Annotated in this window: 21 protein-coding genes and 1 tRNA gene; 4 read left to right on the top strand and 18 right to left on the bottom strand. The window is 65.4% G+C overall.

All coding sequences use genetic code 11. The features are described from left to right. Positions 1 to 19: 19 nt before the first annotated feature. The 3 genes from VIM61_00855 to ppk1 form a co-directional block, all read right to left on the bottom strand. Entirely contained in the window at positions 20 to 1228 is a 1209-nt protein-coding gene (locus VIM61_00855) for a KamA family radical SAM protein (GenBank protein HEY8898951.1), read from the bottom strand. A gap of 110 nt (positions 1229 to 1338) precedes the next feature. After that, the gene (locus tag VIM61_00850) at positions 1339 to 2223 is read right to left on the bottom strand and encodes an isoprenylcysteine carboxylmethyltransferase family protein (GenBank protein HEY8898950.1); all 885 of its coding nucleotides are present in this window, start codon (positions 2221 to 2223) and stop codon (positions 1339 to 1341) included. Between the two features lie 23 nt (positions 2224 to 2246). Beyond that, complete coding sequence (gene ppk1, locus VIM61_00845) at positions 2247 to 4364, bottom strand: polyphosphate kinase 1 (protein HEY8898949.1); 2118 nt, start codon at positions 4362 to 4364, stop codon at positions 2247 to 2249. A gap of 124 nt (positions 4365 to 4488) precedes the next feature. Between ppk1 and VIM61_00840 the strand changes: the two genes are divergently transcribed. After that, positions 4489 to 5559: a M42 family metallopeptidase gene (locus tag VIM61_00840; GenBank protein HEY8898948.1), complete on the top strand. Its 1071-nt coding sequence runs from the start codon at positions 4489 to 4491 to the stop codon at positions 5557 to 5559. Positions 5560 to 5568: 9 nt separating this feature from the next. Here the strand turns inward: VIM61_00840 and VIM61_00835 are convergent, their stop codons facing one another. After that, the gene (locus VIM61_00835; protein HEY8898947.1) at positions 5569 to 6009 is read right to left on the bottom strand and encodes a nucleoside deaminase; all 441 of its coding nucleotides are present in this window, start codon (positions 6007 to 6009) and stop codon (positions 5569 to 5571) included. Positions 6010 to 6089: 80 nt separating this feature from the next. Between VIM61_00835 and VIM61_00830 the strand changes: the two genes are divergently transcribed. Both VIM61_00830 and VIM61_00825 read left to right on the top strand, forming a co-directional pair. After that, the gene (locus tag VIM61_00830) at positions 6090 to 6389 is read left to right on the top strand and encodes a ribonuclease III domain-containing protein (protein ID HEY8898946.1); all 300 of its coding nucleotides are present in this window, start codon (positions 6090 to 6092) and stop codon (positions 6387 to 6389) included. A gap of 47 nt (positions 6390 to 6436) precedes the next feature. Next, a complete protein-coding gene (locus tag VIM61_00825) occupies positions 6437 to 7573 on the top strand; it encodes a family 10 glycosylhydrolase (GenBank protein HEY8898945.1) in 1137 nt (378 codons plus the stop codon). A gap of 28 nt (positions 7574 to 7601) precedes the next feature. Here the strand turns inward: VIM61_00825 and VIM61_00820 are convergent, their stop codons facing one another. Continuing rightward, positions 7602 to 8477: a hypothetical protein gene (locus tag VIM61_00820; protein ID HEY8898944.1), complete on the bottom strand. Its 876-nt coding sequence runs from the start codon at positions 8475 to 8477 to the stop codon at positions 7602 to 7604. Between the two features lie 77 nt (positions 8478 to 8554). On the opposite strand from VIM61_00820, the gene VIM61_00815 reads away from it, so the two are divergent. Further along, positions 8555 to 9820: an anthranilate synthase component I family protein gene (locus VIM61_00815; protein HEY8898943.1), complete on the top strand. Its 1266-nt coding sequence runs from the start codon at positions 8555 to 8557 to the stop codon at positions 9818 to 9820. On the opposite strand, the gene VIM61_00810 is transcribed toward VIM61_00815, so the two are convergent. The 13 genes from VIM61_00810 to VIM61_00750 all read right to left on the bottom strand — a co-directional run bounded on the left by VIM61_00810 (position 9779) and on the right by VIM61_00750 (position 22652). Next, on the bottom strand, positions 9779 to 10393 hold the full coding sequence (locus tag VIM61_00810; protein ID HEY8898942.1) for an ABC-type transport auxiliary lipoprotein family protein: 615 nt from the start codon (positions 10391 to 10393) through the stop codon (positions 9779 to 9781). The genes VIM61_00815 and VIM61_00810 overlap by 42 nt on opposite strands. Then, positions 10390 to 11346, bottom strand: a complete 957-nt coding sequence (locus VIM61_00805; GenBank protein HEY8898941.1) for an MlaD family protein — start codon at positions 11344 to 11346, stop codon at positions 10390 to 10392. Before VIM61_00805 ends, VIM61_00810 begins: the two co-directional genes overlap by 4 nt. After that, positions 11343 to 12125, bottom strand: coding sequence for an ATP-binding cassette domain-containing protein (locus tag VIM61_00800; GenBank protein ID HEY8898940.1), 783 nt, complete (start codon positions 12123 to 12125; stop codon positions 11343 to 11345). The genes VIM61_00805 and VIM61_00800 overlap by 4 nt, the downstream gene beginning before the upstream one ends. Beyond that, on the bottom strand, positions 12109 to 13197 hold the full coding sequence (locus VIM61_00795; protein ID HEY8898939.1) for an MlaE family lipid ABC transporter permease subunit: 1089 nt from the start codon (positions 13195 to 13197) through the stop codon (positions 12109 to 12111). Before VIM61_00795 ends, VIM61_00800 begins: the two co-directional genes overlap by 17 nt. Positions 13198 to 13252: 55 nt before the next feature. Then, entirely contained in the window at positions 13253 to 13714 is a 462-nt protein-coding gene (locus VIM61_00790; GenBank protein HEY8898938.1) for a hypothetical protein, read from the bottom strand. Between the two features lie 547 nt (positions 13715 to 14261). Beyond that, positions 14262 to 14705 (bottom strand): hypothetical protein, encoded by a 444-nt coding sequence (locus VIM61_00785; protein HEY8898937.1) that lies wholly within the window; start codon positions 14703 to 14705, stop codon positions 14262 to 14264. A gap of 175 nt (positions 14706 to 14880) precedes the next feature. Then, positions 14881 to 15762 carry a class I SAM-dependent methyltransferase gene (locus VIM61_00780; GenBank protein HEY8898936.1) on the bottom strand — a complete coding sequence of 294 codons (882 nt, stop codon included), beginning with the start codon at positions 15760 to 15762 and terminating at the stop codon, positions 14881 to 14883. Then, the gene (locus VIM61_00775) at positions 15759 to 17570 is read right to left on the bottom strand and encodes a M48 family metallopeptidase (protein HEY8898935.1); all 1812 of its coding nucleotides are present in this window, start codon (positions 17568 to 17570) and stop codon (positions 15759 to 15761) included. The genes VIM61_00780 and VIM61_00775 overlap by 4 nt, the downstream gene beginning before the upstream one ends. A gap of 4 nt (positions 17571 to 17574) precedes the next feature. Next, positions 17575 to 18651, bottom strand: a complete 1077-nt coding sequence (locus tag VIM61_00770; protein ID HEY8898934.1) for an alpha/beta hydrolase — start codon at positions 18649 to 18651, stop codon at positions 17575 to 17577. Between the two features lie 58 nt (positions 18652 to 18709). Beyond that, a tRNA-Ile gene (locus tag VIM61_00765) sits at positions 18710 to 18782 on the bottom strand. Positions 18783 to 18810: 28 nt separating this feature from the next. After that, complete coding sequence (locus tag VIM61_00760; protein HEY8898933.1) at positions 18811 to 19542, bottom strand: dienelactone hydrolase family protein; 732 nt, start codon at positions 19540 to 19542, stop codon at positions 18811 to 18813. Between the two features lie 18 nt (positions 19543 to 19560). Further along, positions 19561 to 20211, bottom strand: coding sequence for a ligase-associated DNA damage response endonuclease PdeM (pdeM, locus tag VIM61_00755; protein ID HEY8898932.1), 651 nt, complete (start codon positions 20209 to 20211; stop codon positions 19561 to 19563). After that, positions 20208 to 22652, bottom strand: a complete 2445-nt coding sequence (locus tag VIM61_00750; protein HEY8898931.1) for a ligase-associated DNA damage response DEXH box helicase — start codon at positions 22650 to 22652, stop codon at positions 20208 to 20210. The genes pdeM and VIM61_00750 overlap by 4 nt, the downstream gene beginning before the upstream one ends. Positions 22653 to 22665 lie beyond the last annotated feature (13 nt).

The following is a 22665-nucleotide window of genomic DNA, read 5'->3' as shown; positions in this document are numbered from 1 at the left end:
GGCCGGCCGAAGCGAGCGGTTAGGATTGGCCGCGGCAACCCGAGGCACACTTTTCTTCGTCCCGCAGGGCCGCCCCGGTCTTGGCGACGCCGGGCTCGGGATATTCGAAAATTTTGCCTTCGTAGTTGCGGATGACGACCTTCTCCTCGTCGTGATAGAGCACGTAGCCAGGATTCAGCGGCACCTTGCCGCCGCCACCGGGGGCGTCGATCACGAATTGCGGCACGCCGTAGCCGGTCGTGTGACCGCGCAGGCCCTCGATGATCTCGATGCCCCTCGCGACCGACGTGCGCAGATGCGACGAACCGCGAATGAGGTCGCACTGGTAGAGGTAGTAGGGGCGCACGCGGGACTTGAGCAGCTTGTGCACGAGCGCCGTCATGACCTCGACGGAATCGTTCACGCCCGCGAGCAGCACGCTCTGGTTGCCCAGCGGCACGCCGTGATCGGCCAGCCGGCCCAGCGCTTCCTTCACCTCGGTGGTGAGTTCGCGAGGATGGTTCACATGCACGCTCATCCAGAGGGGATGGTATTTCTGCAGCATCCTGCAGAACTCGGGCGTGATGCGCTGCGGAAGGAAAATGGGCACGCGGGAGCCGATGCGGAGGAATTCGATGTGCTCGATCGCGCGCAGGCGGCTCAGGATCTGTTCCAGCCGGTTGTCGGAGAGCAGAAGGGCGTCACCGCCGGAGAGCAGGACGTCGCGCACCTCGGTGTGCTCCTCGAGATAACGAAATGCTTCCTCGAAATCGGTGTGAAGCTCCTGTTCGCCCACGCCGCTCACGACGCGGGCGCGGGTGCAATAGCGGCAGTAGCTCGCGCAGCGGTCCGTCACGAGAAAGAGCACACGATCCGGGTAGCGGTGCACGAGCCCGGGCACGGGCATGTGGCTGTCCTCGCCGCAGGGGTCGGCCATTTCCCACGGCGCGTCGGTGGATTCCTCGATCCGGGGAATGACCTGCCGGCGGATCGGGCAGCCGGGATCCTCGGGATCGATGAGGTTGAAGTAATGCGGCGTTACCGCAAAGGCGAGCTTGTTGCCGGAAAGGAGCACGCCGGCACGTTCCTCGGGAGAGAGGCGCAGCTTGGACTCGAGGCCTTCGAGGGTGGTCACGCGGTTGCGCAACTGCCATTTCCAGTCATTCCATTGTTCCGGCGGGACATCGGGCCAGTGGCCCGGCGCATGAGAGCGGAACGCCTTCTCATGCAGGATAGCGGCTGCGTCCATGTTCGGTAGCGATCAAACTAGGATGCGCGTCCGCGTTGTCAAACTCCCGCGTGATATTGTCTGGCATACGACCCTTCATTCAGGGTTTCTCCGCAGAGTCCGGGACGAAGTCAGGGCTCACCCCCCTGATTTCGCATTCTGTTTTTCCGGTAAGGTGTCCACCGAGGAACCCAACACCGGACATCCCGCCGATAGGATTGGAATTCCTCGCCAAAGAAGTTCTCCAGATCGGATTCCTCCTCGGGACGGATGAAATAATTCCACACCAGCAGGCCGAGAAGAACATAGAGAGCGACGATGAATGATTCCGAGTAGAGGGCGACGGCCATCCCCTGACCGAGGCCGGCAATGGCCATGGGATTTCGCACATGGGCATATGGGCCCGTGACTACGAGCTTCGTGGCGGCGTCGAAGGGAGCTGGAGTGCCCAGGCCACGCACCGCCATTACGAACCCGCTGGACAGCCCCAAGATACTGCACAGGCAAAAGGCAGCGACAGCGATGGCTTGTTCCGCTCCCCAGTCCTGGCGGAAAAGCTCGTCGTCGATCGAGCGAAGCAGAATCGCCGGAATGAGGAAGAGAGTGACCGCCCAGATGACGACACTCTGCAGTCCCGACTTCAAGAGGATTACGGTGATATTTGCCGTCCGGTTTCGACGGATGAGCTTTTGCCCAAAGGCAAGGTGGAGATTGAAAAGAACGGCGAGCAGCATCGCGGTGGTTCCCACGTAGCCGCTGTGAGTTTGAAGGGACCACGCGAGGCAGAGAAAACCCGAATACAGGAACGCTCCGAAGGTTGCGCCCCTCCAGAGCGGATTTCCGAAATGGAAGGCCAAGGCGGAAAGGACAACGAGGCCCGCCAAGTCTGGCAAAGCGAAACCGATGAAGAGGCTTCGGGAAACTCCCGCGAACGCGAAAATCTCGTAGATCCGAGGTGAAGCCAAAATGGCAATCCACCAAGCCACGATGGCGGCGGCTTGAAAGAGGTAACCCATTTCAAGCGAGCATGGACATGCGCCTATTCCATGGCGGCGCGGCGGGCGCGGCGGCGGCGTTGGGCTTCGGCGAGGAATTCGGCCTGGGCGTCGAAGGCGGGCTCTTTGGTCTTCCGCGGCAGATAGGTGCCGTCGGGGAGCATCGTCCTGGCCTTCACGTTGTCCTTCCAGAACCACGCGATGATTTCCTCGACGTGGTCGCGCATGCCGGGGGTGACGATCGGGAAGACGGTCTCGACGCGGCGCATCAGGTTACGTTGCATCCAATCGGCGCTACCGAGGTAGAGCTTCGGCTCGCCGCCGTTCTCGAAGCGGAAGACGCGACTGTGCTCGAGGAATCGCCCGACGAGGCTGCGCACCTCGATGTTCTCGCTCACACCCTTGACGCCGGGGCGCAGGGCGCACATGCCGCGGACGAGCAGGCGCACTTTCACGCCGGCGCTGGAGGCGCGGTAAAGCGCCTCGATGATGCCTTCCTCGATGAGGGCGTTCACTTTGGCGAAAATGCCCGCAGGCTTGCCGGCGACGGCGTTGCGCGTCTCCTGATCGATCATCTCGATGAACTTCGTGTGGAGATTGAAGGGCGCGACGAGCAGCTCGTTCATGCCGGAGAACTTCGAGACGCCGGTGAGCAGGTTGAAGAGCTCGGCGAGGTCGGTGGTGACATCCTCGCGGCAGGTGAAGATGCCGAGGTCGGTGTAGATGCGGGCGGTGGAGGGGTGATAGTTGCCGGTGCCGAGGTGGGCGTAGCGACGGATGCCGTCGCCTTCGCTGCGGACGACGAGCGCGGCCTTCGCGTGGGTCTTCAGGCCCGCGACGCCGTAGACGACGTCGACGCCGGCTTCGCGCATCTGGCGGGCCCACTTGATGTTCGCGGCCTCGTCGAAACGGGCCTTCAGTTCGATGACGACGGTGACCTGCTTGCCGTTGCGGGCGGCCTCGATGAGCGACTGGACGATCGGCGAATCGGAGCTGGTGCGGTAGAGCGTCTGCTTGATCGCGAGGACGTGAGGATCCTCCGCGGCGAGGGCGAGGAAGTCGACGACGGTCTGGAAGTTATCGTAGGGGTGGTGGACGAGGATGTCGCCCTTGCGGATGTGAAAGAAGAGGTCGGCCTCGGCTTCCAGCGAGACGACGGTATTTGGCGAAAAGCGCTTGTAGCGGAGATCTGGCCGATCGATCTGGAGGGCCAGCGGCATGAGCCGCGTGAGATTCAGCGGGCCCTCGATGCGGAAGACGTCTTCGGCGGTGAGGTTGAAGAGTTCGGTGAGGCGGGTGACGATATGCTTCGGGCAATCGTGCTCGACCTCGAGCCGCACGGCGGCGCCGCGGTTCACTCTCCGCAATTCGGCTTCGATGGCGTGCAGGAGGTTCTGCACTTCTTCCTCGTCGTAGTAGAGATTGCTGTTGCGGGTGACGCGGAAGAGGTAGGCGCCCTTGACGTTCACGCCCTTGAAGAGCTTGTTGGCGTGGGCCTGGATAATGCCGCCGAGAAAGACGTAGTCCTCGCCATCGGGCTGGTGCTTTGCGAACGGAACGACGCGCGGCAGAATGCGCGGCACCTGGACGACGGCGATGTCGGTCTCGAGATCGTCGCCCTCGAGCTCCACGATGACGTTGAGGCTCTTGTTGAGGAGCTGCGGAAACGGGTGGACCGGGTCGATCGCGAGTGGCGTGAGCACGGGGTAGACCTGCTTCGCAAAGAAGTTGTCGAAGTGTTCGCGCTCCTCGGCGGAGAGCTCCTTGTAGGAGTGGAAGGCGATGCGCTGCGCCTCGAGGGCGGGGCGCAGCTGCTCGCGCCAGCAGCGATACTGGTCCTCCACGATGCGCCGCACGCGTTCGGAGAGACGGGCAAGCGATTCGGTGGCGGAGAGGCCGTCCGGGCCGGTCTCGTGGGTGTGCGTCTGTTTCTGTTGCTTGAGACCTGCGACGCGCACCTCGAAGAACTCGTCCATGTTCGAGCTGACGATGCAGAGGAACTTGAGGCGCTCGAGGATGGGGTTCGACTCGTCGAGGGCCTGGTCGAGCACGCGTTGATTGAATTCCAGCCAGCTCAGCTCGCGATTGATGAAATACTTGGGGTCTCGAAAATCCATGAAAGCCTCGTTCTTTCGACCCCGTCGACCCCAACCAGTGGGGATGTTCTCTCAGGGGGTCGGCGCGGAAGAGGCCCGAAATTAATCGAGTGGGTCCGTGGCTGCAAACGGATTTCGGGTTGCGCCGGGAATCGCCTTCGGAGTTCATAGTTCGACTCCTCTTTTTCCCGTGACCGATCCCGCCCGCGACTTTCTCACCCGTTTGTTGGAAACCCCTTCGCCCTCCGGATTCGAAGCCGCCGGGCAACGCGTCTGGGCCAATCACGTGCGACCGCACGCCGATACGTTCGAGAGCGACAGCTATGGCAACGCGTGGGCGACGCTCAACCCGGCCGGCACGCCGCGCATCCTCCTTGCGGGCCACGCGGACGAGCTGGGCTTCATGGTCGGCTACATCAACGACGACGGCTTCCTCTACTTCAAGGGCATCGGCGGCGTGGACCCGGCGCTCATTCGCGGGCAGCGCGTGATCGTGCACGGTCGCAATGGCAGCGTGCCCGGGGTGACCGGCCAGCTCGCGATTCACCTCCAGAAGCCGGACGACCGCAAGAAGGTGCCCGACATCGAGGAGCTCACGATCGACATCGGCGCGCGTTCGCGGGCGGAGGCCGAGGCCGTCGTTGCCGTGGGTGACGCCATCACGTATTCCGCCGGGGTGCTGCCGCTGCTCGGCGATCGCATTGCGGCCCGCGGCTGCGACAATCGCATCGGCACCTGGGCCGCGGCCGAGGCTCTCCGCCGGATCGCTGCGCGGCGGGACGAACTGCAGGCCTGCGTGATCGCGACGTCGACGATCCAGGAAGAAAACGGGCTCTATGGCGCGACGATGGCCGCCTACACCGTGCGACCCGACGTGGCCCTCGTGGTCGACGTCACGCACGCCACCGACACGCCGCAGGCGTCGAAGACGAAGCACGGCGATGTGCGCCTCGGCAAGGGGCCGGTGATTTCCATCGGCAGCGCGAATCACCCCGTCGTAAATCGCCGCCTGCGCACCGTCGCGGAGAAGGCGGGCATTGCGCTTCAGGCGGAAATCAATCCCCGATGGACCGGCTCCGACGCCGACGCGGTCTTCGTGACGCGCGGCGGCATTCCCACGGCATCGATCGGGCTGCCGAATCGCTACATGCACTCGCCCGTCGAGGTCATCGAGTTGTCCGACCTCGACGCGCTCGCCAACCTGCTTGCGGCGTTCGTTCTCGACGTCCAGGCCGACGAGAAATTCCGCGTCGAGATTTAGGCGAGCGCTTTAGACCGCGATGTCTTCGTTCCAGAGTTCGGGCTTTGCGGCGATGAAGTCGCGCATGAGCTGGATGCATTCCTCGTCCTGCAGGACCTCGAGTTCCACGCCGGACTGGCGCAGCCAGTCCTCGCCGCCCATGAATGTGACGTTCTCGGCGATCACGATCTTCGGAATCTTGTAGAGCAGCGAGGTGCCGCTGCACATCGGGCAGGGCGAGAGCGTCGTGTAGAGCACGCATTCGCGGTAGACGCTCGCGGGCTGGCGTCCGGCGTCCTTGAAGGCGCTCATCTCGCCGTGAAGCAACGGATCGCCCAGTTGCACGCGCATGTTGTGGCCGCGGCCGAGAATCCTGCCCTGATGCACGATCACCGAGCCGATCGGGATGCCGCCTTCGCCAAGGCCGAGCTTTGCTTCGTCGATCGCCGCCTGCATGAATTCGTCGCGCATGTCGCCCGGTGTAGCGAAATCCGTGCCCGGAGGAAATATCGCTTTGCCTCCGCGCCCGCCGCCACGCGAGATTTTCCCGCATGCCGAAAAAGCTCCCCGCCGAGGTCCGTAACGCCGCCTGGACCGGCGACGCCGTGCTCACGCTCTACGTGCGCGAGTGGATCCTCCGGGAATACGGTGAGATGGATGCCGGGAGGCTCACGGCGTTTACCTCGAACCAGTTCCTCAGCGCGCTCGGCAATCCCACGGAGGTCGAGGCCGGCATTGGCCGCATCTACGAGCGCGAGGGGCTCGCTGCCGCCTTTGCGGAGATCGAGGCGAAGCTGCTGCCGCTCTTTCTCGCGCAGGAGAAACGTCGCGCCCGCGAGCGCCGGGGCTAGGCGTTTTGGAAGTGGGAAATTCGGCGCGGTTCGCTAGCATCGCGGCCATGCTGAAGCGGCTCTGTATTCTTGCGGCGATCCTTTTTTCCCTGACCTCGGCGGTTCATGCCGAAATGCGCGCGGCGTGGGTCGCGACCGTCTTCAACCTGAACTTCCCGTCGCGGCCGGGTCTCTCCGCCGAGGCGCAGAAGGCGCAGATCATCAACATCCTGGATGTCGCGCAGAAGGCGCGGCTGAATGCGCTGATGGTGCAGGTGCGACCGGAATGCGATGCGCTCTACGAATCCAGTTTCGACCCGTGGAGCCGGTTCCTCACCGGCACGCAGGGACGCTCGCCCGGCTACGATCCGCTCGCCTTCTTCATCTCCGAGGGGCGCAAGCGCGGCATCGCCATCCACGCGTGGCTGAACCCCTACCGCGCCGCGACGAACGCCTCGGACAGTCGCGCGAGCAAGCACGTCGCGAATCATCTCGGCAGCGGCATTCGTCGGCTGAAGCGGATGCTGTGGCTCGACCCGGGCTCGCCCGAGGTGCAGGACTACGTCGTCGCCGTCGTGCGGGACATCGTGCGGCGCTACCCGGTGGCTGGCATCCATCTCGACGACTACTTTTACCCGTATCCAGAGACTTACAGCGGCAGCTTCCCCGACTCGGCGACCTACGCGCGTTATCAGGCGAAGGGCGGCAAGCTCGGCCGGGCGGACTGGCGCCGGCACAACGTGAATACCATGGTGCAGCGCCTCGCCGCGGCCACGCATTCGCGCCCAGGATGCGTGTTCGGCATCAGCCCGTTCGGCATTTACACGAAGGGGCAGCCCTCGGATGTGAAAGCCGGGCTCGATCAGCTCAACGAGCTGTATTCCGACCCCGTCGCGTGGTTGCAGCAGGGCTGGGTCGATTACCTCGCGCCGCAGCTTTATTGGGATGACGGCGGGCCGCAGAGCTTCTCGGCGCTGCTCCGGTGGTGGCGGAATCCCGGGATCAATCCGCGGGGAATTCCGATTTATCCCGGCATCGACATCGATCGCCTGAGTTCGAAGGGACGCTCGATCGGCATGATTTCGCGCCAGCTCGATCTCGAGAAAAGCATCGGGCCGCGTCCGCGAGGCGGCTTTTTCCTGTGGGACTTCACGCCGCTCAGGACGAACCTGAAGGGCGTGCGCTCGGTCGTGGCCAGCGAATAGCCGCGACCCGGCGAACGGGTCGCCGCGATCAGTTCGCGAGTGGCTCGGGAGTGGGCGGCGGCTGGAGCGGGATCGACGGCGAGACGCGATACTGGCCGAGGCGGCGGAGATACGCCTGCTCCATCGTGTCGCACTTGTCTTTCAAGGTCGCGTCGATGGACGTCATTTTTGCGAAAAGCAGACGGTAGTATTCCCGCAGCGCCTGCCGCTTCATTTCATCGGTCTTCGCCTTCTCGGCCTGTTCGTTCAGGCTGCGAATCGACGGATCCTTGAGCGCCTGGAGCTTCACTTCCTGATAGCGCACCTGAAGTTTGCGATCCTGGTCGAATTTATTCTCGCGCACCGTTGGCGCGGCCGGCGGGGTGAGCTCGGAATCCGAATCGGACACGCCGGAAGGGATGAGGCTGTCGGGATTCGGCAGGTCGGAGGGCGAGACGTCGTTGGTCGGCAGCGGAGCGTCGGGCGGCGGCTCCAGCGGGGCGCCGAGGCTCGCGTCGGTGGGCTCGGGAAGAATATCGGCGTCGCTTGCGGCGGCGGGGGAGGCGGAAGGGCTGGGCGAAGGCTCGGCGACGTTACCGGCGGCTTCGGAGTCCGAAGTCGTTGCCGTCACGGGCGAGGGCGCCTGATCACCGGGCACCTCGGGAGACTCCGCCACCGTATTCGCGTCGGCTTTTCCCGCGGCTTCGATTTCCGCCGGCGAGGCGGTCGAGGCCTTCGAGCTGGAATCGGCTGCGGCCGGGGCGACCTCCGCGCCGGCGGTGGCGGGAGTCGAAGAGGGAGCCGGGGTCGCCGTAGGCGACGGAAGAGGTGTGGGCGTCGCGCTGGCGGCGGGTTCCTGCGACAGCGCCGGGTGCACGATGGCAATGAGGGAGGCGGCGGTGAGCGGGAGCAGGCGTTTCTTCATGGATCGCGGTTAACAGCGGCAGGCGACTGGGACTTGCAAACGAAACAGGTTTATTCTGTCTTGGCAAGCCGTCACCCATGACCCGCCGCCCGTCCCAGTTTCGCGAGATTGCGCTTCCGCTGACCCCGGTGGAAGCGGCCGCCGGCCTGGCGGGTCGTCGCGGCATGGTGTTTCTGGATTCCTCGCTCGAAGGGCCGGCGGCGGTGTCGATCCTGGCCTGTGAACCGGAGGAAATCCTCGAGGGCGGGCCGTCGGACTGGCCGCGCCTGCAGGCGGCGCTCGCGGCCCGGGAGGTCGAGCATGGCGACTCCGGCTTGCCGCACGGCGCGGCGATCGGCTGGTTTGCCTTCGACGGCTCGTATCGGTTCGGGCTCTACCGCGACCTGCTGGCCTATGTCCATGCCGAGGATCGCTGGCTGGCCTTCGGCGATCCCGTGCTGCCCGGGAGGGCGCTGCCGGCATCGGGCCCCCCTCTGGACTTCCGGCCCGACATTCTTCGGGAGACGTATTGCGGCATGGTGCGCCGGGCGCAGGACTACATCGCCGCGGGAGACATTTATCAGGTGTGCCTCGCGCATCGCTTTCGGGCCGACTGGGCGGGCGAGGCGTGGCCGTTTTACGCGGCGCTGCGGAACTATTCGCCGGCGCCGTATTCCGGATATTTCGCGCTGGGCGAGACGACCGTCCTGTCGGCGTCGCCCGAGTGTTTTCTGCGGATGAGCGGCCGGCAGATGAAGACGAGCCCGATCAAAGGCACCCGTCCGCGACGGGAAGCCGGCGATGCGGACGAGCGCTCCGCCTACGAATTGATCACGTCACCGAAGGAAATCTCGGAGCTGGTGATGATCACCGACCTCGAGCGCAACGATCTCGGCCGTGTCTGCGAATACGGCAGCGTGCACGTCACCGATCTGCTGCATCTCGAGCGGTTCGAGCAGGTGTTTCACCTCGTTTCCACCGTCGAGGGCACGCTGCGGCCCGAGGTCTCGCACGTCGAGGCGCTGGCGGCGTGTTTTCCGGGCGGCTCGATCTCCGGCGCTCCGAAGAAGCGTGCGCTGGAGATTATTGCCGAGTTGGAGCCCGCGCCGCGGGGCATTTACACCGGCGCGGTCGGCTTTCTGGGCTACAACGGGGAGAGTCACTTCAACATCGCCATTCGCTCGGTCGTGATGACCGAGGGCGAGGCGACGTTCCATGTCGGCGCCGGGATCGTCGCAGATTCGGAGCCGGAGCAGGAATGGCAGGAGACGCTCGACAAAGCCTCGGGCATCCTGCTGGCCGCCTCGCGGCTCGAGCGGGAATCAGCTCCGCAACTCGCCCAGCACGCGGAGAAGCAGGTTTAGCTCCTGGCGCAGGGCCTCGTTCCAGGCTTCGACCAGAGCTTCCGGCGTGCGTCGCGCCACCGGAATTGTCTTGGTAAAATTCCTGCGGAGCGCGATCACGCGGCCCTTGTCCGTCTGCCGCGAGACCTGCACCTGGAGCGTGAGCGTGGCCGTGGGGGAGCCCGTCCGGAAGTCGCCATAGAGCTCCGTGAGATCGCAATCGATGAAGTAATCCTGCCCGCCGCCGGCTCCGGGGACGGCGACTTCGCCGTAGAGGCCCGAGTCGCGCATCCAACTCCGTAGCACGGACGTCATCATGTCGGCCGGTGAGACGAGGAACTGGTTGTAGGGATCGACCTCCCAGCGGTGGTTTCCGGTCTGGTAAACGAAGCCGTCGGCGGCGAATGGAGCGGCGACGTCGACGAAGCTCACCGCTGCCGTGGCCGGCAGATCGCCGGCGCGCAGCATCCGGAGCGACGCGGGTTTGCCGGGATCGAGGGTGAAATATCGGGGCTTCGGCGGCGGGGTGAACGACCCGCAACCCGCGAGGAGCAGGGAGCCGGCGAGCAGGGGGAGAAGAGCGGCGCGGATCATCGTTTGCGGGCGGGTTCGGGCTCCATCACCTTCGAAGGTTTGGGGGGTTTGCTGAAGATCAGCTTCGAGGGATCGCGCGCGAGGTCGGCGCTGGCGGCGCGCAGGTTTTCGGAAATGATGCGCAGGTTCGCGAGCGTGGCGGCGATGTCGTCGGCGTTCAGGCGCGAGGCCGGCTCGACGTTTGTGAGGATGTTCCGCACCTGGTCGTTGGACTTCTGCACCTCGGCCAGCAGGGCGCGCGTGTCGGCGCTCAACTCCTTCACCTTCGCGTCCTCGACGGCCTTCGCGACGGAGCTGAAAAGATCCTGCGCGTCGCGGCTGAGCTTCTCGATCTGGGCGTCGGTGACGACCTGGTTCACGTTCTTGAGGAGCGTCTCGAGATTGTCGCTGATGCCCTTGATGTTCAGGTTCTCGACCTCCTTCATCATCCTGTTCACGGAATCGAGCATGTTCGTAAGTTCGCCCGGGGCGTAGGGCAGGAAGTAGTTCCGCGGCTTCCAGTTGATCTTGATCGGGGCGAATCGGTCGGGCGGAAGGTAGTTGATCTCCATGTAGTTGAGCCCGGTGATGCCCTGCGGCTCGATCTGCACGCGCAATCCGCGGGCAATGCTGCGGTCGAGCAGCGGCTGGAGATTTTCTTCCTGGAACATGCCAGGGAAAATCTCGGTCTCGATCTCCATGAGGATCACGACGTAGTTGGCGACGGTGCTGCGGTCGACCTCGGGATACTCCGTGAAGAGGAAGCCCACGCTCTTTACCTTGCCGACGGTCACGCCGCGGAATTTCACCGGTGAGCCGATCTCGATGCCCTGCACCGTGGCGTCGACGTAGGTCTCGAGCGTGATCTTCGGCTTGAAGAACTGGCCGACGCCAAAAATCACGAGACCGCCGGCCAGCAGCAGCAGGCCGACGATGATGAACAGGCCGATGCGGAAGTAGCTCGCCTCTTTCACGCCGCGGCCTCCTCGGTGGCTTCACGATGGAAGAACTGCCGCACGAAGGGCACGTCGGAGTGATCGCGCAGGTCTTCGGGCCGGCCTTCGGCGATGATTCCTTTGGTTTCCTTGTCGAGCATGATCACGCGGTCTGCCACCGCATAAATGCTGGGCAGCTCGTGGGTGACAATCACGAATGTCGTTCCGACCGTTTCCCGCAGGCGCAAAATGAGCGCGTCGAGGTCCGCGGAAGTGATCGGATCCAGCCCGGCGGAGGGCTCGTCGAGAAAGACGACGGCGGGGTCGAGCGCCATGGCCCGTGCGATGGCGGCGCGCTTCTGCATGCCGCCGCTCAGCTCGCTCGGGAGCTTCGCGCGGGATTTTTCCAAGCCGACAAGGCGGAGCTTCATCCACGCAAGGAGATCCAGGGCGGCGGGCGGAAGGTCGGTGTATTCCGTGAGCGGCAGTTGCACGTTCTCCGCCAGCGTCATCGAGCCGAACAACGCGCCGCTCTGGTAGGAGACGCCGATGCGCTTGAGGATGTCCTGCCGCTCCCGGCCCTCGGCGGTAACGAGATCGCGGCCTTCGATTTTCACCGAGCCCTTCATCGGAGGGAAGAGGCCGATCATGTGTTTCAGCAGCGTGCTCTTGCCGCAGCCCGAGCCGCCGAGAATCACGAATACCTCGCCGCGCCGCACGTCGAAGGAAATGTCCTTGAGCACTTCCACGTCCCCGTAGCCGACCGTCAGGTCGCGCACCTCGATGATGTTGGCGGGCGCCTCAGAGTTTGATGGCATAGAAAACGACTGCAAAAATGGCGTCCACGAGGATGATGAGGAAGATGCCGCTCACGACGGCGCGCGTGGTCGACTCGCCCACCGCGCTGGCGCCCGACTTGGTTTGCAACCCGCGCAGACAGCCGATGCCGCCGACGAGTGCGCCGAAGAAGAATGATTTGATGAGGCCGGCGAAGATATCGTTCATCGTTACCGCGCCGAGGAGCTGGTTGTAAACGGCGGCCCACGGGTGGCCGAAGATCATCACGACCATCAGGCCGCCCGCGATGCCGATGACATTCGCGTAGATCGTGAGAAGCGGCGTGACGATGATGGCGGCCATCACCTTCGGCACGACGAGGAAACGCACGGGATCGATGCCCATCGTGGTGAGGGCGTTCACCTCCTCGTTCACCTTCATGGTCCCGATTTCCGCGGCGAAGGCGGAGCCCGAGCGGCCCGAGAGGACGATCGCCGTCATGATGCCGCCCAGCTCGCGCAGCATCGCGAGCGCAACGAGGTTCACGACAAAGATATCCACGCCGAACTGCTGCAGCGGCACGGTGGATTGGAACGCCATGATCATGCCGGTGAGGAAGCCGATCATCCCGACGATCACGAGGGCGTTCACGCCGGCCGTCTCGACCGTGTGCCACATGTCGCCCCAGCGCACGCGGCCGGGATTCATCACGCCGGCGAGCAGGGCCACGGACGCCTGACCAGTGAAGGTGAGCTGCTCGCGAAGGTCGGCGGCAAGCGCAACGGCGACGCGGCCGATCGCGACCGGCGCGGACTCGTGCCTTTGCTTCCCGCCATCGAGCTTGGGAAAAGCGTCCTCCCCGTAGGGTTTCAGCAGGCTGCGGGTATCCTCCGAGAGATTCTCGATCTTCGCGCCGCGCCCCTGCTCGAGCTCGTAGAACAGGGCCGCTCCGGCGGAGTCGCAATACGTGACGCCGGAGGCATCGACGATGGCGCCTTTGTCCGCGGCCTTCACCGCGCGATTCCAGACCTTCGCCGTGCCCGGCGCATCGAGCCGGCCTTTCAGGCGGATGCGCGAACCCTCGACGGAAATTTCGGCGGACTCGGATGGCATCGCTACATTCGTAAGCGATCCCGTCTCCGGCCGTCCAGATCGTGACCAGAGAGATTTAATTCTCCCCCAGCTGCCGCAGCCGTTCCTTCCACGCGGGATCGCCAGCATCCGCATCGTATTGTGCCTGCCGTCGCGCCAGCGCGGGCCGGATGATCTCCGTCCGCACGTCGATCTCCGCGCCGTAAATCGTCCGCCAAAGCACTCGTGTCTGCGTCGTGTAATCCGCCCCGCGTTCCTCGTCGAAATTCGGACGGAACAAATCCACCGCGAGCTGGAGATGCCGTTTGAGCTCCTCCGCCGTCGGGCCGCCCGTCTTGCGGATCACGAGGCGAAATGCCTCGAGGTCCTTCTCCTCCAGCCGCCCAATCTTGCTCACGAGGATGTCCCACGGATGCGGAAACACGAACGTGTGTCCTTGGCGAACTTCCCGCCGCGCCCGCGTCTCCCACCCCTGCGCCGTGCGGAATGTCAGCGCATCGCAGACCTGAAAGGCAAGATCGCCATTAGCCGTCGGCAAAGTGATCTGCTGGCAAATTGCCTCTAAATCCCGCTCGCCGACGACATCGCAGTCCTGGCTCAGAAAGGATGGGTCCAGGAAGATTTGGAGCGGTGACGATCCAAAAACTACGATCGTTCGTTTCGGCGTCTCGCCGAATGCCGAGGCGAGACGGTCAAGCAACCGCCCGGCGGGCGCGTTCCAATCGGGTATGGCGGAGATGAAATCCATGGAAAGCCTGCTGAATAAGCCGGGGCGTCACGGCGGGATCCTGCCCGAGCGCGCGGCCCACGCGAACGTCCCGGGCCGTCAACCGGCCGACGTCCGCGCGCAAAAGTATTCGCGCGGCGATGCGGGATTTCCGCCACGCCCGCGCGATCGATTTGGCCTCCCGGTGCGTCATTGCCGGGAAAAACTAAAGCACAACCGCCGCCCCGGCAAGCATGGCCCACGGGCTGTCACGTCATAGCGTTGGCCTCGAAACCGCAAAGGCGTGTCCTCGACGGCAATCCCGGAGGCCCAAACTTGCGAAACACCGGCAACGCTTCGTGAAACCGGGGTCGAGGGCTCAAAGTTGTTTGAGCTGCTTCTTAAGTCGGGAGATTTGCTTCTTGAGCCGTTTGATTCTCTTCGCGCGTTTTGCGTCGTTTTGAATGTGGCTCGCTTTCGAGAGCTGGCGGTTAAGGGAGGCTATCTGTCTTTTTAAGACAGCCTTGGTGGCGACTCCACCGTCGCCGTTTTTTGGTGTATGAATGATCGAGAGAATCGCTGCAGCTTCATAGTCGCCGATGGCGATGTAATATGTTGTGCCTGCTGTCGCCGAGAGAGTCAGATTTGCGGGGGTTTCGAACGAAAATCGAGATTCGTCGTATCTGTAATCTAAGTTGACGATGGAAGATCCTCGATCCACAAGCAAAGTCGCGGCGACGGATTCGCTGCCAACCGTAGAAAAAAATCGTCGTTCCCGTGCTGGGAGCGGTCCATTTCCACCAAAGTGTATCGGATCCGGCATTTACGGGTTCGCCAAGTTCGCGAGTCGCGCCTTGCCGATAACCGAGAGCCTTTAGGATTAGAACCAGTTAACGGAATAGCATTGGCGAAAGTGTCGTATCGCGTCTTGAGCTAATGCGTGCGCCAGTGCGGCTACGCGCTGCGCCGGTCGGAGATCGTGCGGCTGCGCGAGCGGCTCAAATCGGCGCGGTGATCCATAACGTCGCCGAGGCCGCGCCGGGCGGGTATTCGTCCGGCGGCCGCACGGCAAATGTCTCCAAGCCCCGGGCCAGATCCGCGAGGGCGGCGACATCGAGCTCCCGGGCGTTCGTCGAGAGGAGGACGTGGGCGCCGGGGGTCGCGAGGGCGAGGGCCTGCGCGAGGAGGCTGCCGAGGTCGCGTTCGGCGCGGAAGACGTGGCCCTTTGCGCCGCGGGAAAACGTGGGCGGATCGAGGATGATCGCATCGAACTTCTCCCCGCGCCGAGCCAGTCGCGGAAGCACGGCGAAGACGTCGTCGGCGAGGAAGCGATGGCCGTCGCCGGAAAGGTCGTTGAGTGCGAGATTGGCACGGCCGCGGTCGAGGGATCTTCGCGACAGATCGAGGCTGAGGGTCTCGGCGCCGACGCGGGCGGCGGCGGCGGAGAAGGCGCAGGTGTAGGCAAAGCAGTTCAGCACGCGCTTCGGGCGAAGCGATTCGAGGAAGGCGCGATTCGCGCGCTGGTCGCAGAAGAGGCCGACGGAGTAGCCGGCGGAGAAGTCGATGGCGAACCGCAGGCCGCGCTCGGTCACGATCGCTTCCGGCGGAAGCTCCGGTCCGGCGAGCAGGCGGGGCTTGTCGTCTTCGCCGGGCTGCTTGACGAGCCGGCGGACGAAAGTGCGACGCGCGGTGAGGCCTACGGCGGCGAGCCAGTCGGGCAGGGCGGCGGCAATGCGAGCGCCGTCGTCGGTGGCGCTCACGAGGTAGTCGGCGTCGAACCGCTCGACCCAGCCGTCGGCGCCGGTCCAGAAGCGATGGGCGGTCGTGTGCTCGGCGGTGAAGGCGTCGAGCTGAGCGGGAGTGACCAGGCGACCGTTCACGCGACGTTCTCCGGATCGAGGTGATTGAGCACGGGCAACGGGCAGCCGAGCACGTCCGCGACGGCGCGCAGGAGGGCGGCCTCGCGGGGACGAACGACCCCGTCGTGCCGGACGGCCTGGGCGCAGGCGTTGAAGATTTTCTGTTTCGTCGGCGGATCGGCCTCGGCGAGGTGCTCGAGCGCCGTTTCGACGGCCGGGAAGTCGCAGGCATCCGTGCGCGCCATGGGGAAGGCCTCCGGCTTGAGCATGAGGGCGGCCACGCCGGCGGCGTAGGCGGCGTCGCGAGTGGCGGGGGCCTCGTCGGTAAACCACGCGAGCGCGGAGAGCACGACGGAAATGTCGGGAAGGAGCGGGACCGGGGAACGGTAGCGCACTGTGGGGCCGGCGCTTTTCGTGAAGAAGTGATCGACGTGGCGCACGAGGGCCTGGTGCATGACGAACTCGAAGAGGTCGACCTTGCCGTCGCAGGCGACCAGGCGGCGGACGTTCTCGCGGAAGGTCGCGTATTGCGTGGAGGAAAGGTTGCGGAGGGCGGGCAGGCAGAGATCCATTACGGCGAGGGCGTCGCGAATGTCGCCCGCGCGGCGGATGTCGCGATCGACTTCGGCGCGTTCCTCGGCGCGGAGCTCGATCGCGGCAAGCTGGCGTTCGCGGGTGGCGCCGTCGTTGCTGAGAAGCAGGGCGTAGATCAGCGGGACGGCGCTGGCGGTCTCCCGGGCGCCATCGCGGGCAAAGGTGGGAAGGGCAGCGAGCACGGCCGTGGCGACCGCGATGTTGTCCCGGGTGGGGCGAGCCGATGGCTCGAGCGGGGGTGGCGTGGATTCGCGAATGGAGCCGGAGTCGAAGCCGGGATCGATGGCCTTGATCCGCTCCTCGAGCGGCGGATGCGTCGCAAACAGGTCGAAGTGCGGCTTCGCGAGACCGTTGCCGAAAAACATGTGACTGGCTTCGTTCGCGCGGGCGGAGTCCAGCTTCGAGCCATCCTGCCCGATCTTCCAGAGGGCGCCGGCGATGCCGTCGGGATTGCGGGTGAACTGCACGGCGGAGGCATCGGCGAGAAATTCCCGCTGGCGGCTGACGGCGGCCTTGATGAGGTTCGCGAAGAAAACGCCGATCGAGCCGACGAGCCAGAGCGCGGCGCCAATGGCGAACAGCGGCAGGCGGGATTTGCCGTCGTCGTCGCGCCGGCTGCCGGCGCCGGCGCGGGCGCTGATTTCAAAAATGATGCGACCGAGGATGGCGAGAAGCAGGATGCCGTTGAGCACGCCCATGAGGCGGATGTTCAGCTTCATGTCGCCGTTGAGGATGTGGCTGAACTCGTGGGCAACGACGCCCTGGAGCTGGTCGCGGTCGAGCTTCTCGAGCGTGCCGCGCGTGACGGCGACGACGGCGTCACCGGGCGTGTTGCCGGCGGCGAAGGCGTTGATCGCGGTCTCGTCGTCGAGCACGTAGATGTCCGGCACCGGCACGCCCGAGGCGAGAGACATCTCTTCGACGACGTTACGGAGCTGTTGCTCGCGGAAATCCGCGGTGGTGGGGGCGAGCTGGCGGCCGCCAAGCATCAGCGCGACGACCCCGCCGCCCCCGCGGGAAAGTTCGGCGATGCGATACGTGGCGCCGAGGGAGACGACGGCGATGACTCCGAGAGAAACGAGGCCGAGCAGGCCGGGATCGAAGAACGATTCGCTGGTCGTGTAGGCGGCGATCGCCTGAAGCGTCGCGATGATGCCAAGGACAGCGAGCCCGAAATAGACGAGCAGCCACTTGGTCTTCCGATGGGCGCGGGCCTGGCTTTCGAAGAAATCCATGGGGTCAGGGTGCGGGCGACGCCGGGGTCGGAGATGATGCCGGCGGGGGCGTGGGGGTCGGTAGCGGCGGCGGGGCTTTGAGGAAATCGACGACGGCCTGTTGGGCCGCGGCGGCGTTCGGGCCGAACCAGACAAGGTGGCCGGCGTCGGCAACGGCAAGAGTCCTCGCCGAGGGAAGGGCGGTGGTGATGGCCTTCGGGTCGACCCACTTTCGGCCGCCGTCGGCGCTGCCGGTGACGACAAGCGTGGGGACGGTGAGTTTGTCGTAGGGCACCGGCGACATTCTCCGCAGCTGAAGGATGTCGTTACGGGTGCCGCTTTCGCGGAGACTCAACGGGGCCTGGGAGTTCAGCAGGCCGCGGAGGAAGGTGAGTTGCGACGGGTTGCCGAGGACAAAGTCGACGAGGCGGCCGCGGGCGGCGGGGCCGAGGTCGGTGTCGACCGAGAACGTGGCGTCGAGCATCCAGCGCGGGTCGCGACGCATTTGCTCGAGAAAGAACCACGAGCCCATGTCGCCGGTGGTGTTCAGGAGGGCGGCCTCGGAAAGGAGAGGGCTCGGCTCGTGGGGAAACGCGCGATCGTAGATCACCGCGACCGGAGAAAGGAGGGCAAGGGCGGAAGTGCGGTCCGGATGGCGGAGGGCGAACTGCACCGCGACCGGCGATCCGGTCGAAAAGCCGAGCACGGCGACGCGTGGCACCTGGAGCGTGTCGAGCAGCGCGGCGAGGGCGTCGGCCTGGTCTTCGAAAAGAAAACCCGTCGTAAACGGCGTGCGCAGGAAGCCGGGGCGGGAGGGCGCGATCACGCGAAAGCCATCCTTCGCGAGGGTGTCGCCGATGAGCAGGGCCTGGTCGTAGCCGCCCGGAGCGCCGTGAATCACGAGCACGGGCGGGCCGGCGCCGCGCTCGGCGTATTCGACGTCGCCAGCGGCGGTGGCGACGATCTTCGAGCCGGCGTCGAGCTCGGCAAGGCGGCCCTTCTTCCAATCCTCGAACTGCACCGCGACGTAGATGCCGGCGAGCAGCACCACCACGAGCAGCGCAAACACCACGCGGCCGAACCAGCGGAGGAAGGAGATCATCGCCGAAGTTTCTACTGCGCTTCCCGGATGCGCTCAACCCGCGACCAAATGAAAAAATTGGGGGCACACGGATTCGAACCGAGAACCAACCAGTTATGAGCCGGCTGCTCTGACCATTGAGCTATACCCCCGTAGGCTGGCTGGAAGGGGTAGCCAAAATCAGCGCCCGGCGCCAGCTTGAAGCCGCTCGGCGAAGAACCGGCCACTCCGCTCGAGGGCATCGCGTTCCGCCCGCGTGCTGAACGTGTGGCCTTCTCCGGCATAAATCACGGCCTCGACCGGCGCGCCGGCCAGTCGCCCGAGGCGGGCGAGGGCTTCGGCTCGTTCCGGCGGCACGCGGGTGTCCGCCCCGCCGTGCAGGATGAGCAGCGGCGGCAGGTGACCGGGCACGGCGGACTCGTGTTCGGAAAGAATCCCTCCCGCCAGCACGACGATGCCGCCGACCTGCGGCAGCTCCGGCGCGGCGCCGACGGCGAGAAAGCCGCCCAGCGAATACCCGAAGAGGCCCACCGGGGCGCCGTCCTCGGCCGCGTAGTGCCGGGCAACGAACTCGATGGCGGTCCGCCAGTCGCCGGCATGATCACGGACATTTGCGTGTGTTGCGAAGAGCGTGCCGGTGGCGTTGAAGTAGTGGACGATGCCGGCCCGGAAGCCCATGGCCACGAGGGCGCGCGCCGTCCGGCGCATGAGTGCGCCATCCCCGAGCAGGCCGCCGACTCCGTGGAACAGCAGGACGGTGCGCGAGGCGGGCGCGTCGTGCGGCGCGAAGAATTCCACGCGAATTTCGCGCTGCCCCAGGCGCAGGTGATCGGTTGTGCGGCGGGCGTTCGTGGCGGTCACTGCCGTGAGCGGAGTGAAGGCCAGCGCCGCGATGAGCAAAGTCTCGTTCATAATGTCCTCCCCTAGAATCTACGTCCAAGACGTGTGAAGCGGACCTAGTATTCGACCGGCGATGACGAATCCGCGTTCATCTTTTTTGAGTTCACAGGAGGCGAGCCCCGTCATTCCTCCGAAGGCCGGCAGGATGCTGCGGCGAGTTCCGAGGATGAATGCGGGGAGTCGTAGCCGCTCGCGACCGGGGCCTTTCAGCAGCAGACCGGGGTGAATGTGACCGCACAGCACGTGCCCGGCCGGGGCCTCCTGCGGGTGATGGGAAAGTCGCCACGGACCGATCGCGGCAAGGTCCGGTAGCAGCTCGAATCCAGCGGCTTCCGTCAGCGCAAGGGCGCGGCGATCGTGGTTTCCCGCGACCATGCGCATCGCGATGCGGTCGTGCCTCGTCCTCCATGCGGCAAGGGCGTCGATGGTTGCGGGTTCGCTGGCGAATTCGGAGTCGAAGACGTCGCCGAGCAGCCAGAGTTCTCGGGCGGTGTGCCGAGCGAGCAGGGCGTCGAGCCGCACCAGATCATCACTCGTGGTGCCGGGTGGGATCCCAATGGAGTGGGCGCGCGCAGATGCGTCCTTGCCGAAATGCGGATCGGCCACGACGACGATGTCGCGCCAGACGAGGGCGCGGTCCGCGTCGAGGGTGACGGATTCGCCGGCGAGGTCGACGATCATGATGCGACCACCTTTTCCATGGCGGCCTCCATGCGGGACACGCGCGTCGCGAGCTCCTCGGTGGATAATTGTTCGCGAAACCGGGCAACGAAGAGTGGATAAGCGAAGGGGGTGGGCGCTTCGGCGTCGACGATCACCAGGGCGCGCTCGCGGAGCTGGGCGAGAGTCTCGCGGAGACGGGTCTGCTCGAGCTCGCTCTCCATGACTTCGTGCGTGGCCTGGGCGAGGAGGCGGTTCCCGGGATCGTATCTGGCGAAGACGTCGTAAAGCAGCGACGAGGAAATCGTAAGCTGCCGGGCGGATTTGCGGGCGCGGCCGACGCCTTCGTTCACAAGGCCGGCGACGCGGGCGATCTCCCGGAAACGGCGGCGAGCCATCTCGGCGGAATGAATGCTGCCGAGGATGTCGGCGAGCAGATTTTCCTCCGCGAAGAGGCCTCCGGTGAGGGCGTCCTCCAGCGGGGCGGGCTTTGCCGAGAGCAGCTCGAATCCGTAGTCGTTCACGGCGAGGGAGAAAGTAAGCGGTTCGCGACGGGCGATGCGAAACGCGAAGAGCGCGGCGAGTCCCTCGTGCACGAGGCGTCCCTCGAGTGGATAGAAGAAGATGTGGTGGCCTTCGCGGGTGCGCAGACGCTCGATGAGGAGTTCGCCGGCGGCGGGAACGCGGGAGAGTCGCTTCTGCACGGCGAGAATCGGGGCGAGGCGGCGCATTTCCTCGGTATCGGCGGGCGCGTTTCGTTCGACCGCGTCGAGGCGGCGGCGCACGCCGAGGGAGAGGCAGCTCGAGAGCGGCATCTTGCCGCCCATCCAGCGCGGAACGGTCGTGGGGCGTTTGCCGCCAAGACGAACGATCGCGCGCAGATCGCGCACGCGGACGAGTTCGAGATTCCGGCCGCCGAAGAGGAAGCGATCGCCGGGCCGCAGCTTTGCGATGAAGGATTCCTCGATGGAGCCGAGGCGCGCGCCGTTTTGGAAGGCGACCGTGACCGAGGCGTCGCTCGTGATCGTGCCAATATTCATCCGGTGCTGCTTCGCGACGCGTTCCTCGCGGAGAGCGTAGAGTCCGTCCGTCTGCACGAGCCGCGCAAACTCGGGATAAGCCCGCAGCGTTTCTCCACCGGTCGCCGCAAATTCCAGCGCCCAGCGCCATTCGTCCTCCGCGAGATCACGGTAGGCATGGCTGGTGCGGACCTCGCGGAACAGCGCGTCGGCGCGGAATCCGCCCGCGGCGGCAACGGTGACGATGTGCTGACAAAGGACGTCGAGCGGCGCGCGCAAGGGCGCGCGCGATTCCACGGTGCCGGCGGCGGCGAGGTCGCGAGCTGCGGCGATTTCCACGAGTTCGAAGGTATTTGCCGGCACGCAGAAGATGGCGCTCTCCGCGCCGGGTTGGTGGCCGCTGCGGCCGGCACGCTGGAGCAAGCGGGCCACGCCTTTCGGGCTGCCGATCTGAAAGACGCCGTCGACGGGCGCGAAGTCCACACCGAGGTCGAGGCTGGAGGTCGAGACGACGGCCCGCAGCGATCCGGTGCGCAATCCCTCCTCGGCCGCGTGGCGAACTTCGTCGGACAGCGAGCCGTGATGGAGTCCCAGCGGAATGTCGGGCATCGCCTCGACGAGGGCGCGATACCATAGCTCCGCCTGAGAGCGCGTGTTCGTGAAAACGATGCTCGTGCGATTCGCGCGCAGCCGTTTGGCGACCTGCGGGAGGAGATGCAGGCCGAGGTGGCCGCCCCAGGGAAAATGCCTGTCCGCCGGCGGAAGGAGCGTCTCGATCTGCACGCGTTTCGGCGTTCTTCCGCGAACGATCCGCATCGGACGGCTGACGCCGCCAAGGGTCGCGGCGGCTTCCTCGGTATTCCCGAGCGTTGCGGAAAGTCCCCACACGGGAGCGGCGGGCGCGAGGCTTCGCAGCCGGGCGAGTCCCAGCTCCGTGAGCACGCCGCGCTTGGTCGAGAGTAGCTCGTGCCATTCGTCCACCACGACCAGCCGCAACGAAGTGAAGTGCGGCAGGAAGGCCGGCTGGCTGAGAAGCAGCGCGAGGCTCTCCGGCGTGGTGACGAGTGCGTGGGGAGGGCGTTCGAGAATCCTGCGGCGCTGGTGGCTCGAGGTGTCGCCGGTGCGACGGGCGACGGTCCACGACAGGCCAAGCTCTTCGAGCGGAGCAGCGAGAGCGGCCTCGGTATCCGCGGCGAGCGCGCGCAACGGCGTGATCCACAGCACCTGCAGACCGGCGCCGGGCTCCGCGAGGGCGTCCCTCAGCGCGGCGAACCACACGGCATAGGTCTTGCCTGCGCCCGTCGTGCAATGGAGAAGGCCGGATTCTCCGCGAGCGAACGCGTCCCACACCTCGCGCTGGAAGGAAAAGATTTCCCAGCCCCGGGCAGCAAACCAGGCCTCTACGCGGGCGGCGGGACTTTCCCCTGTGCCGCCTTTGGGCACTGTGATTAATTCC

The organism is Chthoniobacterales bacterium (assembly GCA_036569045.1).
Lineage (GTDB): Bacteria > Verrucomicrobiota > Verrucomicrobiia > Chthoniobacterales > JAATET01 > JAATET01.
Note: the sequence above shows the minus strand (reverse complement) of the source record. Positions and strands in the feature narration are given on the sequence as shown.

Bases quoted from the DNA above. Each gene is read 5' to 3' on its own strand.
- VIM61_00850 (HEY8898950.1), bottom strand. From the start codon at position 2,223: ATGGGTTACCTCTTTCAAGCCGCCGCCATCGTGGCTTGGTGGATTGCC.
- VIM61_00810 (HEY8898942.1), bottom strand. From the start codon at position 10,393: ATGATCCGCGCCGCTCTTCTCCCCCTGCTCGCCGGCTCCCTGCTCCTC.
- VIM61_00770 (HEY8898934.1), bottom strand. From the start codon at position 18,651: ATGATCTCCTTCCTCCGCTGGTTCGGCCGCGTGGTGTTTGCGCTGCTC.
- VIM61_00855 (HEY8898951.1), bottom strand. From the start codon at position 1,228: ATGGACGCAGCCGCTATCCTGCATGAGAAGGCGTTCCGCTCTCATGCG.
- VIM61_00830 (HEY8898946.1), top strand. From the start codon at position 6,090: ATGCCGAAAAAGCTCCCCGCCGAGGTCCGTAACGCCGCCTGGACCGGC.
- VIM61_00835 (HEY8898947.1), bottom strand. From the start codon at position 6,009: ATGCGCGACGAATTCATGCAGGCGGCGATCGACGAAGCAAAGCTCGGC.
- VIM61_00795 (HEY8898939.1), bottom strand. From the start codon at position 13,197: ATGCCATCCGAGTCCGCCGAAATTTCCGTCGAGGGTTCGCGCATCCGC.
- VIM61_00825 (HEY8898945.1), top strand. From the start codon at position 6,437: ATGCTGAAGCGGCTCTGTATTCTTGCGGCGATCCTTTTTTCCCTGACC.
- VIM61_00800 (HEY8898940.1), bottom strand. From the start codon at position 12,125: ATGCCATCAAACTCTGAGGCGCCCGCCAACATCATCGAGGTGCGCGAC.
- VIM61_00785 (HEY8898937.1), bottom strand. From the start codon at position 14,705: ATGCCGGATCCGATACACTTTGGTGGAAATGGACCGCTCCCAGCACGG.
- VIM61_00815 (HEY8898943.1), top strand. From the start codon at position 8,555: ATGACCCGCCGCCCGTCCCAGTTTCGCGAGATTGCGCTTCCGCTGACC.
- VIM61_00760 (HEY8898933.1), bottom strand. From the start codon at position 19,542: ATGAACGAGACTTTGCTCATCGCGGCGCTGGCCTTCACTCCGCTCACG.
- pdeM (HEY8898932.1), bottom strand. From the start codon at position 20,211: ATGATCGTCGACCTCGCCGGCGAATCCGTCACCCTCGACGCGGACCGC.
- VIM61_00820 (HEY8898944.1), bottom strand. From the start codon at position 8,477: ATGAAGAAACGCCTGCTCCCGCTCACCGCCGCCTCCCTCATTGCCATC.
- VIM61_00775 (HEY8898935.1), bottom strand. From the start codon at position 17,570: ATGGATTTCTTCGAAAGCCAGGCCCGCGCCCATCGGAAGACCAAGTGG.